Consider the following 13,429-nt stretch of genomic DNA (forward strand, 5'->3'; position numbering starts at 1 on the left):
CATGCTCGACAGACTGCTCGCCCTGCTGGTGCTGGCGATTGTCCTTGGGGTGCCCCTGGGCCTGATCTTCCTGGTCACCGGGCAATTCCTGATGGACTTCGTGTTCTTTTACCCGCTGTTCATGTCCGGGCTGTGGATCGCCGGCGGCCTGTATTTCTGGCTGCACTGGGAACGCCACTGGCCCTGGAAGGACGACACCTTGCCACCGCCCCTGGCGGGCGAGCCGCTGATCAGCATCCTGATCCCGTGCTTCAACGAAGGCGACAACGTCGCCGACACCATTCACGCGGCGCTGGGCCAGCATTATCCAAACATCGAAGTCATCGCCATCAACGACGGTTCGAAGGACAACACCGCCCAGATGCTCGATCAACTGGCGACTGAGGACCCGCGCCTGCGCGTCTTGCACTTGGCGGAAAACCAGGGCAAGGCCGTGGCCCTGCGCATGGGCGCCATCGCGGCGCGTAGCGAATACCTGGTGTGCATCGACGGTGACGCGCTGCTGGCGCCGAACACCTGTGCCTACCTGGTGGCGCCGATGCTGGACAACGCCCGCCTCGGCGCGGTGACCGGCAACCCGCGCATCCGCACCCGCTCGACCCTGATAGGCCGGGTCCAGGTCGGCGAGTTTTCCTCGATCATCGGCCTGATCAAGCGTACCCAGCGGGTCTTCGGGCGGATCTTCACCGTGTCCGGCGTGATCGTCGCGTTCCGTCGTACCGCCCTGCACCGGGTCGGCTACTGGAGCCCGGACATGATCACCGAAGACATCGACATCAGTTGGAAGCTGCAGCTGGATCACTGGAGCATCTTCTACGAGCCACGCGCGCTGTGCTGGATCCTCATGCCCGAAACCCTGCGCGGCCTGTGGCGGCAACGCCTGCGCTGGGCCCAGGGGGGCGCCGAGGTGCTGTTCAAGAACATCCGTGGCATCTGGCAATACCGCCACCGCTACCTGTGGCCGCTGCTGTTCGAATACTGCCTGTCCACCGGCTGGGCGTTCACCTTCCTGCTGTCGGTGATCTTCTGGGGCGCCGGTAAATTCGTCGAGATGCCAGCGGCCATCGCCGTGGATCACCTGATGCCGCCAGCCTTCACCGGCCTGTTGCTGGCCGTGGTGTGCCTGTTGCAGTTCGCGGTGAGCATCCTGATCGACCGGCGCTACGAAAAAGGCCTGTGGCACATCATGTTCTGGGTGGTCTGGTACCCGTTGGTGTTCTGGCTGATCAGCCTGTTCACCACCCTGGTGAGCTTTCCCAAAGTGCTGTTCGGGCAGCATCAGAAGCGTGCGCGCTGGATCAGCCCGGATCGCGGTATCAAACCGTTCGATGATCAGGAAGAGGAAGTGATCCGATGAAAATTATCAGGACCCGGCAACGGCCTTTTCTGGTGGTCATCGATGCGCTTTTCACCGTGCTGGCGTGGGTGGGGCTGTTGTATTTGCTGGTCAATGGGCTGTGGCCGCTGTTCGGCAGCCAGGCGGGCCCGCGCCTGGGAGGGTCACTGTTCGACACCCTGGGAACCCTGCAAGTCTATGCTTGGATCGCGTTGGTCAACGCGGTGCTGCTGATTACCTGGGCGCGTTACCAACAGCGTAAAAGCCGCAGCTTCGCCCAGCGTCGGCTGCCGGCGCCGGTGGTGGATGACCAGGGCTTGAGCGCCAGTTTCAAGTTGACCGGTGAGCGCCTGGATACGTTGCGCCAGCCCGGTTCGAAGATCATCCACAACAACCAGGAGGGCGACATCAGCCACGTCGTGCCGCATTTCCACTTGCTCAGCCCGGACTTGCAGCCACCGCCCCTGGCGCCCTTGGAGCGGCCACGGGTTATCCATTTGCCGGCCGATCAGTCCGTGCATTGATGCAAGCTGACCCACCGCTATCGCGAGCAAGCTCGCTCCCACAGGGATTGGGGGTGGGGCGGATATTTCGGTCAAGACAGAACAAAACTGTGGGAGCGAGCTTGCTCGCGATGGCGTCGGGTCAGCCATATTGAAGTCGACTGTTTCACCGCTATCGCGAGCAAGCTCGCTCCCACAGGGGATTTGGGCTGTGGGGCAGATCTACGATGAGAAATCCCGGATCAGCCGCCACGCCTCGTCCACCGGCAATGGTTGTTTCATGCGCTGGGCCAGCGCCGCCATGGCCCGGCCTTCATCGCAGGCCACGGCGGCGGCAACGAGGCCGTCCTTGCCCAGCAGTGCGATAAAGGGCGGATGTTCGGGCGTGCCCTTGAATTCCACTTCATCCCAGTGCTCGGCGTGGCCGAGGTAGTCGTAGCGTTTGCCGAAGTGATAGGTCCAGAAAAACGGCACGTCCAGGTAGTGCTCGTCGCCGCCGAGCATGTTCGCGGCGGCGATGCGCGCCTGTTGCTGAGCCAGGCGCCAATGCTCGATGCGCACAGGCGCGCCGTTCAGGGGGAAGGTCACGATATCACCTACGGCCCATAAGCCATCCGTCACTCGCATGCCCGCGTCAACGGACAGTGACTGGTCCTGTTCCCGGGGCAATTCGGTAAACGGCTCGGTGGCCGGGCGCACGCCGATGCCGACGATCACCAAGTCCGCGGCCACACGCTGGCCGTTCTCCAGTACCACGGCTTCGACCTTGTGCGCGCCCTCGATCCGCGCCGCTTCGCCGTCGGTGTGGTACACCACGCCGTTGGCCCGGTGCCGGGCCAGGATGGCCTGGCCGACGCTCTCGCCCAGTTGCGCGGCGAAGGGCACCGGGTGCCGGGCCAACACGGTGACGCTCAGCTCGCGCTTGCGCAGGGACGAGGCCACCTCCATGGCGATGAAACTGTCACCGATGATCACCGCCCGTTGCCCTGGCCGGACAGTGTCGAGAATCTGTCGGGCGTGGGCGATCGAACGCAGCACGAAGACTTGCGGCAAATCGATGCCGGGTAGGGCTGGCGTCTTCGGCTCCCCGCCTGTGGCAATGAGCGCGGCGTCGTAGTCCAGGTGCCGGCCATCGGCGAGCTGGATCTGCCGAGCATTGGGGTCCAAATGGGTGACCTCGCCGTGGAGCCTTTCGATGCGTTGCTGGGTGAAATAAGTTTCATCGCGCAGCGGCGCCGTCTCGTTGGCCGCCATGTCGCCGGCCAACACATACTTGCTCAGTACCGTACGGTCGTAGCCGGCTTCGGCCTCGCGGTCGATCAACAGGATGCGACCGCCAAACCCTTTCTCTCGCAATGCCGCCGCGCAAGCCGTGCCGGCCGCACCGGCGCCGATGATGACAAACGTGCGTGTGTCATCGGCCGGCGGAATCTTATCGGCCGGCAGCGGTTGGTCATCGACCCAGACGTCACCGTCCCGAACCTCGACGTGATAGCGCAACAGGCTGTCGAGGGCCGGCGGCTCGCACAGGGCGCCGTCTTCAGCCCGGAACGCCGCCTTGTGCCACGGGCAAATCAGCCGTCCATGGCACACCGCGCCCTTGGCCAGTGGTGCGCCTGCATGCGGGCACTTGCCTTGGAAGGCGCGCACCTGATCGCCTGAACGCAGCAGCAGGATGGACGTGTCGTTGATGTTGACTTCGAGGCCGCGGTCTTCGCGCACATCGGCGAAACGGGCGACTTGATGCACAGGCATGGTCGTTCTCCGGCAGGCGTTTCCCTTTGGAGTCGCGGGGCCGGAACGAGGTTCAGCATAATTGTCACTGCAACCTTGGCGAAGCTGCGGCTATAGTTCGCAAGCCGTCCATGGCCTGACACGCACAAGGTGCCCCGGTATGACCCGATTGAACATTCTCACCCCTTGGCTGGCGGCCGTCGCCCTGGTGCTGTGCGCACAAGGGGCTGCCCAGGCCGAGGAGCGTTTCACCCTCAGTATTCCCGGCGTGTCCGACGACCGTCTGTTCACCGCGGCGGCGGCCAGTGATGCCAACACCTGTGGCGGCAAGAACATTTCCCCGGCCCTGAGCTGGAACGCCGGCCCACCGGGTACCCTCAGCTACGCCATCGTCATGTTGGACCCGGACGGCCAGAGGGGGCAGGGTGTCGACCACTGGATCCATTACGGCATCAAGGTCACCACCCGGCAGATTCCAGCGGGCGCCGGTACCAAGTCCTCGTTGGAAGGCATGAGCGGCATCAACAGCAAGAACACCCACGGCTACATCGGCCCTTGCCCGCCCATCGGCGACAGCGCGCACCACTACCTGATCCAGCTCTTCGCCCTGGACCTGCCGCCGGAAGCCTTCCCCGCTGGCCTCACCCGAGCCCAACTGATGGAAAAAATCAAAGGTCACGTCCTGCGCAACAGCAGCGTCGTGCGCCGCTACCACCGCTGACCCGAATAACACAAACCCCTGTGGCGAGGGAGCTTGCTCCCGCTGGGCTGCGCAGCAGCCCCCACAATGCTGCTGGCGCCCCGACACAACATTGGCATCACGCGCCAAAAGCGAGCACTATCGAGCCCCTGTTTACTCATGCCGGAGGATGGCGATGACGCAGAAACCCGACGGCATCGCCCGCCTCCTGAACTGCCCCACCAAGGGCGACGAAATGCGCCGGGCCATCGCCCAGAGCCGCAAGGATTTCCTGCCTGCCGACGAGGCCGAAGACGCCGAGCCAGGCCAACCACCGGTTCAACCGGTGGACACTGATCGCGACGACTGAACCGTCGTCCTCTTTCAACTTATCGTTCAAAACTGCCTATGACTGCCACCCCTGTTTCACCCGGTGACCGATTCAGCCGATCCGATTACAAGACCCTGGGCCTGGCCGCCTTGGGGGGCGCGCTGGAGATCTACGATTTCATCATCTTCGTATTCTTCGCCCTGACCCTCAGCCAGTTGTTCTTCCCGCCGGAAATGCCCGATTGGCTGCGCTTGCTGCAAAGCTTCGGGATTTTCGCCACCGGCTACCTGGCCCGGCCCCTGGGCGGCATTCTCATGGCGCACTTCGCCGATCGCCTGGGGCGCAAGCGTGTGTTCAGCCTGAGCATCCTGATGATGGCCTTGCCGTGCCTGCTCATCGGGGTGATGCCGACTTACGCGCAAATCGGTTATTTCGCACCGTTGCTGCTGCTGGCGTTGCGTATCCTGCAGGGCGCGGCGGTGGGCGGCGAGGTGCCAAGCGCCTGGGTGTTCGTCGCCGAACATGCGCCGCTGCATCATCGCGGCTATGCCCTGGGGTTCCTCCAGGCCGGCCTGACCTTCGGCTACTTGCTGGGCGCCCTGACTGCAACGGCGCTGGCGCGGATCTATACGCCGGCGGAGATTCTCGACTACGCCTGGCGCCTGCCGTTCCTGCTGGGGGGCGTCTTTGGCGTGATCGGTGTCTGGCTGCGCCGCTGGCTGAGCGAAACGCCGATCTTCATGGCCCTGCAAGCCAATCGCGAAGGCGCTGCGGAACTGCCGTTGCGCACGGTCCTGCGCGACCACCGCCAGGCCTTGCTGCCCGCCGCCATCCTGACCTGCGTGCTGACCTCTGCCGTGGTGGTGTTCGTGGTCATCACCCCGACCGTGATGCAGAAAAGCTTTGGCATGACCCCCAGCCACACCTTCGCCCTGAGCAGCCTGGGCATCGTCTTCCTGAACATCGGCTGCGTCCTGGCCGGCCTCATCGTCGACCGCATCGGCGCCTGGCGCACCGTCATGCTCTACAGCCTGCTGCTGCCCCTGGGCATTGCCGTGCTCTACGCCAGCCTGATCAGTGGCAGCGCCTGGCTGGGCCTGGCCTACGCCGTGGCCGGCCTGGGTTGCGGCGTGGTCGGCGCGGTGCCGTCGGTGATGGTCAGCCTGTTCCCACCGAAGATCCGCGTGTCCGGCATTTCGCTCACCTACAACATCGCCTATGCGCTATGGGCCAGCATGACCCCGTTGATGCTGATCGCCCTGGTACCGTGGAGCCCGTGGGTGTGCGTAGGGTATTGCGTGGTGATGGGGGCGGTGGGGGTGGCTGCGGCGGCGTACTTTCCGGGGCGACATGGGAAGGCTGCGCAGCCGTCATTGGTCTGTGAATCCTAGTCCGGCCTTCAAAGACGCTCACGCAAAAAATCCACAAAGGCCCGGGTTCGTGCCGAGCGGCGTCGGTCGTGACTGAACACGGCGCTGATGGGCAGCGCCAGCGGCTGGTAATCGGTCAGCAGGGGGCTGACGGTTCCCTGGCGAACATCGGCCGCGAACAGCCACTGCGGTGACAGCGAAACGCCCAAGCCCGACAGCACCATTTCCCGGATCGCCTCGCTGCTGTTGCAGGTGACGTTGCCCTTGATCGTTACGGTGTGCTGCTGGCCATCCTGCGCGAATCGCCAGATGTCGTAATGCTCCAGCAGCGTGAACGCCAAACAGTTATGGCGGACCAGGTCGGCCGGTGCGAGGGGCGTGCCGTGCTGTTGCAGATAAGCAGGGGAGGCGTACACCCGGCGCGGGCTATCGCCGAGGGAAACCGCCACCAGTCCTTCGTTTTTCACCACGCCGATGCGAATGGCCAGGTCGATGTTTTCCTTCAGCACATCTTCGTTCTGGTCGCTTAGCCTCAAGTCGATCCGAACCTGTGGGTGACGGGCCAGAAACTCGCCCACCAGGGGCGCAATGCACAACCGGCCGAAACTGACGGGCGCCGCCACGCGCAGAAGGCCGGCGATCTGTTCCTGTCCACTGGCGAAACTGAGCCGTGCCGCGTCCACGCTGGCGAGTATGTCCTTGCTCTCGGCGTAGAAGCGCTTCCCCTGGTCGGTCAACGCGAGCTGGCGGGTGCTGCGGGCAAACAGCGCCCCACCCAGATGTTGCTCCAACGCGCGGACCTGCTTGCTCACCGCCGGTTGGCCCAGGTTCAGCTCCCTGGCGACGGCCGAGAACGAGCCGCGTTCCACCACACGTACGAACACCTGCATTGCGTCGAGCATATCCATGAGGATTTAGCCTTTGTCTGGAATAAATCCTATTCATTGTTGCTCACTTATCGGAATGAGTCTTCGCTCCCATGATGAACCTGCCCACTCATTGGAGGTTTACCGTCATGAACAACACCATGTTCGCCGCCGTTGCCGAAACCGCTCAGGCGCCACTGATCGTCCGTTCCATCGCCCGACCCGTTCCCGGCAAAGGCCAAGTATTGATCAAGGTGCATGCCGCCGGAATCAACCCGTTGGATACCAAGATCGCGGCGGGCGGCGGTGCCCATGCACGCCAGCCGTTGCCCGCCGTGTTAGGGATCGACCTGGCCGGGACAGTGGTTGAACGGGGTGAGGGTGTGAATGACTTCGTCCCCGGCGACGAGGTATTCGGTATGGCTGGCGGAATCGGCGGGGCTCAAGGCGCGCTGGCCGAATACATCGCGGTCGATGTCCGCCTGATTGCGCCCAAGCCCCGCTCATTGAGCATGCGCGAAGCGGCCGCGTTGCCGCTGGTATTCATTACCGCCTGGGAAGGCTTGGTGGACCGCGCCAACGTCCGGGCTGGGCAGCAGGTGCTGATTCATGGCGGCGCGGGCGGCGTCGGTCAAATGGCCGTGCAAATCGCCAAGGCCCGGGGCGCCGAGGTCTACGCCACGGGTTCGGCCAGCAGCCTGGATTTCATTCGCGAACTGGGCGCGCGGGCCATCGACTACCGGACCCAGGCCACCGACAGCTATGTGCGCCAGTACACCGATGGCGAAGGCTTCGACATTGTCTACGACACCGTTGGCGGCCCGACCCTGGATGCGTCGTTCAACGCGGTAAAGACCTACACCGGCCATGTGCTCAGTTGCCTCGGCTGGGGCCAGCACAGCCTCGCGCCGTTGTCGTTCCGGGGGGCAAGCTATTCCGGTGTGTTTACCTTGATGCCGCTGCTGACCGGAAAAGGTCGCGAGCATCATGGGCGGATCTTGCGGGAGGCCGCGGCTCTGGTTGAGTCAGGGCAACTGCGGATCAACGTGGATCAGCGCCGGTTTGGCCTGGGGAACGTCAATGAGGCGTTTGCCCAGGTAGCCGAGGGGCGCGGGGCGGGGAAAACGGTGGTGGACATTGGCTTTGAATGAGACGGGACCGCGCTCCACAAGGGCAAACAACTTGAGCGCGCGTTCAAACCCCGTAGAATGCAGCCGCCATTATGCCGCTGCCTCTCAAGGACGAATTCAAACATGCGAGTTTTTACCCTCTTCCTGGCCCTCTGCCTTATGGCAGGTTGCGCTTCCAAACCCGATTACTACATTTCCCCTGCGCCGGTGGCGATCCCCGAGACCGCCACCTATTGGATCGACACATTCAACGTTGAAGTCGTGGGCAAAAACGAACGCTTCCTGCCTGACGAAAAAGTCCGTGACCGGTTGCACACCGACCTGATCGTCCGCCTGCTCGACGGCAATCGCTATGCCTCCAGTAAGGAAACCGCTGACTATCTGCTGGACGTCAACGCCGTCTACGCGCGCCGTATTCAAGACACCCAAGGTGGCCTCATGAACAAGATCGTCGCCGACGGGACGTATCTGGCCAGTGTCGATTTCAATTATCAGGTCAAGGTGAAGAAGGCGGGTGCCGAGGTGTTGCACTTTGCCCAGGCCCGCCAGGGGCTGATGCCGGGTGGAGCGATCGGGCAACTTGAGGTCCTGAGAGGCATGGCGGGCGCCCTGACGAACAGAGGCAACTCCGATGTCGAAGATTATTACACCGGCCAGTTGAGCGGATTCATCGCCGATGACCTGCGGGGCATTCCATCCCGCTAGTGTTGCCTGCTGCAACGCGTAGTAACGGCATGGCCACTCTGGGGTGGCCGGCGCTGTCTTTTCAGCGCATTAAAAAAATTTCTTGGTCGTTAACCCGAACCCTGTGCGCCCTGCGTCTGACTCTGTGAACGGATCATTCATTCACGAGGTTCAGCCCATGTCCCGTCCAATTCTCTTTATGCGTCCTGCTGCCCAAGGCTTCGCCGTGACTTTGCTGGTGGCGTTGGCCGGTTGTGGGTTGTCTTCCTCCCGGGAGGCTGCCAAGCCGTCCGAACCGGTGGCTGTGGCACCCAGCGTCGTGCCACAAGGCGAGATCGCCGAAGTGCGCCAGTCGACGGTCAAGCGCATGCTCATGAAGCCGGCTGCGATGCCCGCTCCCAGCGTGGCGAACGATGCCGTCACCGCGGGTTATCGCGCCGAATCGCGTGAACAGTATGAAAAACTGCCGGATAACCCGATTCACAGCGTGGCCGAAACGCCGGTGTCGACCTTCAGCGTGGATGTGGATACCGGCAGCTACGCCAATGTGCGACGTTTGCTCAATCAAGGCAGCCTGCCGCCCGAAGGTGCGGTGCGGCTGGAGGAAATGGTCAATTATTTCCCGTACAGCTACGCCCTGCCCACCGACGGTTCGCCCTTTGGCGTGACCACCGAAGTGGCCCCGTCACCGTGGAACCCCCACACCCGCTTGCTGCGCATCGGCATCAAGGCCAGCGACCGCGCCGTGGCGGACCTGGCGCCGGCCAACCTGGTCTTCCTGGTGGACGTTTCCGGTTCCATGGACCGTCGTGAAGGCCTGCCGTTGGTCAAGAGCACGCTGAAACTGCTGGTGGACCAATTGCGCGATCAGGACCGGGTGTCCCTGGTGGTGTATGCCGGCGAATCCCGGGTGGTGCTCAAGCCCACCTCGGGTCGCGACAAGGTGACTATCCGCAACGCCATCGATCAACTCGACGCCGGTGGTTCCACCGCGGGCGCCTCGGGCATCGAACTGGCCTATCAGATGGCGCGGGAAAGCTTTATCGATAAAGGCATCAACCGCATCCTGCTGGCCACTGACGGTGACTTCAACGTCGGCATCAGTGATTTCGACAGCCTCAAGCAGATGGCGGTGGACCAGCGTAAAAGCGGTGTCTCCCTGACGACGCTGGGCTTCGGTGTGGATAACTACAACGAACACCTGATGGAGCAATTGGCCGACGCCGGCGATGGTAACTACGCCTACATCGACAACTTGCTCGAAGCGCGCAAGGTGCTGGTGGACCAGCTCAGCTCGACCTTGGCGGTGGTGGCGCGGGACGTGAAATTGCAGGTGGAGTTCAACCCCGCCCAGGTCAGTGAGTATCGCCTGCTGGGTTATGAGAACCGCGCGTTGAAACGTGAAGACTTCAACAACGACAAGGTCGACGCTGGCGAGATCGGCGCGGGGCATACGGTGACGGCCTTGTATGAAATTGTTCCGAAGGGCGCGCCGGGCTGGTTGGAGCCGCTGCGTTATGCAAGCACGCCCAAATCGCAGAGCGCATCAGGCGAATTGGCAATGTTGCGCGTACGCTACAAGCCGGCTGAGGGCGGAAGCAGTCGTTTGATCGAGCATCCCATTGCTGGCGTGCAGAACGACCGCAAGCCCAGCGATGACCTGCGCTTCTCGGCCGCTGTGGCCGCCTTCGCCCAACAGCTCAAGGGCGAGGGACGCTACACTGGGACGATGACCTTGAAGGACACCGCGCAATTGGCGCGCTCGGCCCGCGGTGATGATCCGTTTGGGCTGCGGGCCGAGTTTGTGCAGTTGGTGGAACTGGCCCAGAGCCTCGAGCCTGCGGCCAAGCGCTGATCCCGGGCACAACGAGGGTCAAATGTGGGAGCGAGCTTGCTCGCGATAGCAACAGACCGATCATGATCATCATTGACTGATCCGACGCCATCGCGAGCAAGCTCGCTCCCACAGGGTTCCCATGTTGTCTGTCAGGACTGTGTTGCAATGACCGGAAAGGAGTTCGCCCCCCACATGCCCGCTGCGCTTGATTCTCCCAGCGACGAATCGCTGCTGGCCCGCTACCGCGACGGCGACGGGGCTGCTTTCGAAGCCTTGTACGCCCGTCATCGCCAAGGGCTTTACCGTTTCCTCGTGTCCTTGAGCAACAGGGCCGAACTGGCCGAGGAAGTGTTTCAGGACACCTGGCTCAGCCTGATTCGCAGCACCACGCAGCCACAAGGCCGGGCGAGTTTTCGTACCTGGCTGTTCCAGATTGCCCGCAATCGCCTGATCGACCACTGGCGCAAACATGGCGTCCACAACCCGTTGCACGACAGTTACGACGAGCAGTTGCACGTCCAGCCCGACGACACCAGCAGCCCCGAGCAACAACTGAGCCTGAGCCGCGACCAGGCGCGTCTCGATGCCGCGTTGCAGGCCTTGCCCGAGGACCAGCGCGAAGTCTTCCTGCTGCGCTTGCACGGCGACCTGGAGCTGCCGCAGATTGCCGCCCTGACCGGCGCCCCGCTGGAAACGGTCAAAAGCCGCTTGCGTTACGCCCAGCAGAAATTGCAACGACTGCTGGCCGAGGAGGTACCCGCATGATCGACGCCAAACATACCCCGGATTCCGACGACGAAAGGCTCATCGAGCATTTTCGCCAACACGCCAGCGGCGAGCCGCCAGCCTCCCTGGACGCCTTCATCCTGGCCACCGCCCGCCGCGAAGCCCCGACACCCACGCCAAGCCTGTGGCAACGCTGGCTGCAAGCCTGCCAACGGCCGCGCTGGCAAATGGCATTCGCTACGGTCGCCGGTGTGGCGCTGATGATCGGCCTGGTGCTGCGTTCCCCCGTGCCCCACGACGAGCTGGCCTCACCCGCCTCGATGGAGTTTTCCGCCGATCGGCAAGCGCCCGCCGTTGCCGCCGCACCCCCGCCGGCGATGCCCGCCCCCGCCCCGATCACCCGCATGGCGCCCCAAGGCGAACTGGCCCGAGCCCCGGCAAGCCCTGTGCAATCCTTGGCGGAAAAGCCAGCGGCGAAGATGAGCAAATCCGCCCCCGTTGCACTGCCATCGTTGGAGCAAGGCTTGCTGGAAATCCTGCGCTTGCGTGAGGCGGGTGAGAGCAAGGCTGCTGATGAGAAGCTGCTGGCGCTGCACAAGCGCTTTCCAAAGGAGGACTTGCCGGCGCGGTTGGAGGCGTTGCAAAAACGTTGAGTCAATCGTCGCAAAAAGCCCTCAGGTCCAGGCGGCCTGGGGGCGTTTTTGCATTCAGGGGCGTGGGTACGCAGGCTGATTCACAGGGACGACTGCTCGCGTTCATACCCATGAAATGAGCCTGACCCCACTCACTCGACCAGAATCTCGACAGCCCAACTGAAATAGCCCACCGCTTCACACCGGCTGTTCACCACCATAAACCTCAATTCACCTTTCTCCTTGCCTTGACTGAGCGGCTGGCAACGCCAGAAATGATCGTCAGCCTGTTGGAGAATGGGTTGGGTGAGGTTTTCGATGTCGATGGCGGGTACGCTTTGGTCGGCGCTGACCACCAGGTCAGGCGCCGGCAACACGGCTGCCGTTCCGACCGTGAACCCATAGATCACCACACTGTGTTCAGCTCGAAGGGCGATGGTACGACTGCGCAAGTGGGTGGTCTGACCGAGGCTGATCGGCAGCACCGTGCTGTCGATTTTTGTATGGGAGAGAAGGGCGCTTCCAAGGACGAAGATAAAACCCTCATCCACAGGGGTTGGCGCGTCCGGGTCTTGGCTGGCCTGTGGATAACGCGAGAGCAATGTCTCGGCATCGATGATAAGGGAAACATGCGCAGTGGCTGTTTCGCTGGAAATAGCGTTGGGTTCGGTAGACATCACGGCTTCCTTTCATGATGTTGGCGATAGTCGTGGCCGCTGTTGATAGAGCGAAACATCCTGTCCGGTCGCAGCGGCCACGAGGTGGGTTGGCCCCCTGTCGCCAAGGGGCCGGCTGCATCAGTTATGGATGGAAATGAACGGGTCCCACGAGCAGCAGGCGACGATGCTGCAATTGCGGTCGACGATCAGGAAGTTGAAGTGGTAGGTCACACGGCCACACGCCAGGGTTTCCGAAGACCAATAGTGGTTATCGACCTTTTGGCAGCTGGGTACGGACGGATTGCTGGGGTTGGGAACTGCGACGCAAGCAGTCGCCTTGCGCGGTGACGGCGGGGAGATCAGTTCATTGCCTGCGTTGCCGATGAACTTGTAGAAGATCACCGCCGTTTCGAAACTTTGCGACAGGCTGGTTTCACGCCAGCGGATCAGGTCGCCGACCTGGGCCTTCAAGTCGAGTTCGCCACCGGCCTGGCCGCTCACCACATTGTCCTGGTTCGTGACCATGTAGACATGCTTGAAGTCGATCAGCGTTGGCGAGTTAGGGTTTTTACTAATGTTCGGGTAGTTTTTCAGGATGGTTTCAGTATCGATTGAAACCAGCACATCCGTGACTCGAGACATTATGAAGCTCCTTGATAGTGGGTCTTTTGGCTTGTGCCAAAGACAGCAATGTTTCACCGCATTGCGGCCTGCGTGCGCACGATCGGAAGGAATTTTTTTGTCACGGATACGAGCTGGCCTGGCTCCATGCCGACTGGCTGACGATTCAGGTTCCTTCCTGCAGGTCGCGGTTCTGACTATAGGTCGGATCAGGAAGCTGTCAAAAAACAAAATCACATTAACGAGAGAAGAGCTTGGCGTCCGCAGATCCGCGTGCCAGAGGCGTGGAGCAAGAAAACCCAGAAACAACAAAGCCCGCAC

At 62.5% G+C, this 13,429-nt stretch carries 14 protein-coding genes; 10 read left to right on the plus strand and 4 right to left on the minus strand.

Annotated features, from left to right (window positions below):
• The first annotated feature begins 1 nt into the window (after window position 1).
• Both pgaC and pgaD read left to right on the plus strand, forming a co-directional pair.
• A complete protein-coding gene (gene pgaC / locus AC515T_RS00860; RefSeq protein WP_103310345.1) occupies window positions 2–1,357 on the plus strand; it encodes a poly-beta-1,6-N-acetyl-D-glucosamine synthase in 1,356 nt (451 codons plus the stop codon).
• Window positions 1,354–1,860: a poly-beta-1,6-N-acetyl-D-glucosamine biosynthesis protein PgaD gene (pgaD, locus tag AC515T_RS00865; protein WP_496531068.1), complete on the plus strand. Its 507-nt coding sequence runs from the start codon at window positions 1,354–1,356 to the stop codon at window positions 1,858–1,860. Before pgaC ends, pgaD begins: the two co-directional genes overlap by 4 nt.
• A 201-nt stretch (window positions 1,861–2,061) precedes the next feature.
• On the opposite strand, the gene AC515T_RS00870 is transcribed toward pgaD, so the two are convergent.
• On the minus strand, window positions 2,062–3,594 hold the full coding sequence (locus AC515T_RS00870) for an FAD-dependent oxidoreductase (RefSeq protein ID WP_496531069.1): 1,533 nt from the start codon (window positions 3,592–3,594) through the stop codon (window positions 2,062–2,064).
• Window positions 3,595–3,733: 139 nt separating this feature from the next.
• Between AC515T_RS00870 and AC515T_RS00875 the strand changes: the two genes are divergently transcribed.
• The 3 genes from AC515T_RS00875 to AC515T_RS00885 all read left to right on the plus strand — a co-directional run bounded on the left by AC515T_RS00875 (window position 3,734) and on the right by AC515T_RS00885 (window position 5,974).
• Window positions 3,734–4,294: a YbhB/YbcL family Raf kinase inhibitor-like protein gene (locus tag AC515T_RS00875; protein ID WP_496531070.1), complete on the plus strand. Its 561-nt coding sequence runs from the start codon at window positions 3,734–3,736 to the stop codon at window positions 4,292–4,294.
• 154 nt (window positions 4,295–4,448) lie between these two features.
• Window positions 4,449–4,622: a hypothetical protein gene (locus AC515T_RS00880; protein ID WP_170866874.1), complete on the plus strand. Its 174-nt coding sequence runs from the start codon at window positions 4,449–4,451 to the stop codon at window positions 4,620–4,622.
• A 38-nt stretch (window positions 4,623–4,660) separates the two neighbouring features.
• Entirely contained in the window at window positions 4,661–5,974 is a 1,314-nt protein-coding gene (locus tag AC515T_RS00885) for an MFS transporter (RefSeq protein ID WP_496531071.1), read from the plus strand.
• A gap of 8 nt (window positions 5,975–5,982) precedes the next feature.
• Here the strand turns inward: AC515T_RS00885 and AC515T_RS00890 are convergent, their stop codons facing one another.
• Window positions 5,983–6,861, minus strand: a complete 879-nt coding sequence (locus AC515T_RS00890; protein WP_496531072.1) for a LysR family transcriptional regulator — start codon at window positions 6,859–6,861, stop codon at window positions 5,983–5,985.
• Window positions 6,862–6,968: 107 nt separating this feature from the next.
• Here AC515T_RS00890 and AC515T_RS00895 point away from each other — a divergent pair, with 107 nt between their 5' ends.
• The 5 genes from AC515T_RS00895 (at window position 6,969) to AC515T_RS00915 (ending at window position 11,849) form a co-directional block, all read left to right on the plus strand.
• Window positions 6,969–7,970, plus strand: coding sequence for a zinc-dependent alcohol dehydrogenase family protein (locus AC515T_RS00895; RefSeq protein ID WP_496531073.1), 1,002 nt, complete (start codon window positions 6,969–6,971; stop codon window positions 7,968–7,970).
• A gap of 102 nt (window positions 7,971–8,072) precedes the next feature.
• Window positions 8,073–8,654 carry a hypothetical protein gene (locus AC515T_RS00900; protein ID WP_496531074.1) on the plus strand — a complete coding sequence of 194 codons (582 nt, stop codon included), beginning with the start codon at window positions 8,073–8,075 and terminating at the stop codon, window positions 8,652–8,654.
• Window positions 8,655–8,811: 157 nt separating this feature from the next.
• Window positions 8,812–10,488, plus strand: a complete 1,677-nt coding sequence (locus tag AC515T_RS00905; protein ID WP_496531075.1) for a vWA domain-containing protein — start codon at window positions 8,812–8,814, stop codon at window positions 10,486–10,488.
• A gap of 174 nt (window positions 10,489–10,662) precedes the next feature.
• Complete coding sequence (locus AC515T_RS00910; protein ID WP_496531076.1) at window positions 10,663–11,235, plus strand: RNA polymerase sigma factor; 573 nt, start codon at window positions 10,663–10,665, stop codon at window positions 11,233–11,235.
• Complete coding sequence (locus AC515T_RS00915) at window positions 11,232–11,849, plus strand: hypothetical protein (RefSeq protein ID WP_496531077.1); 618 nt, start codon at window positions 11,232–11,234, stop codon at window positions 11,847–11,849. The genes AC515T_RS00910 and AC515T_RS00915 overlap by 4 nt, the downstream gene beginning before the upstream one ends.
• A 131-nt stretch (window positions 11,850–11,980) precedes the next feature.
• Here the strand turns inward: AC515T_RS00915 and AC515T_RS00920 are convergent, their stop codons facing one another.
• Together AC515T_RS00920 and AC515T_RS00925 are read right to left on the minus strand one after the other, a co-directional pair.
• On the minus strand, window positions 11,981–12,505 hold the full coding sequence (locus AC515T_RS00920; RefSeq protein ID WP_496531078.1) for an AidA/PixA family protein: 525 nt from the start codon (window positions 12,503–12,505) through the stop codon (window positions 11,981–11,983).
• 120 nt (window positions 12,506–12,625) lie between these two features.
• On the minus strand, window positions 12,626–13,129 hold the full coding sequence (locus tag AC515T_RS00925) for an inclusion body family protein (protein ID WP_496531079.1): 504 nt from the start codon (window positions 13,127–13,129) through the stop codon (window positions 12,626–12,628).
• Window positions 13,130–13,429 lie beyond the last annotated feature (300 nt).

This window comes from Pseudomonas sp. FSO-7, assembly GCF_059579345.1.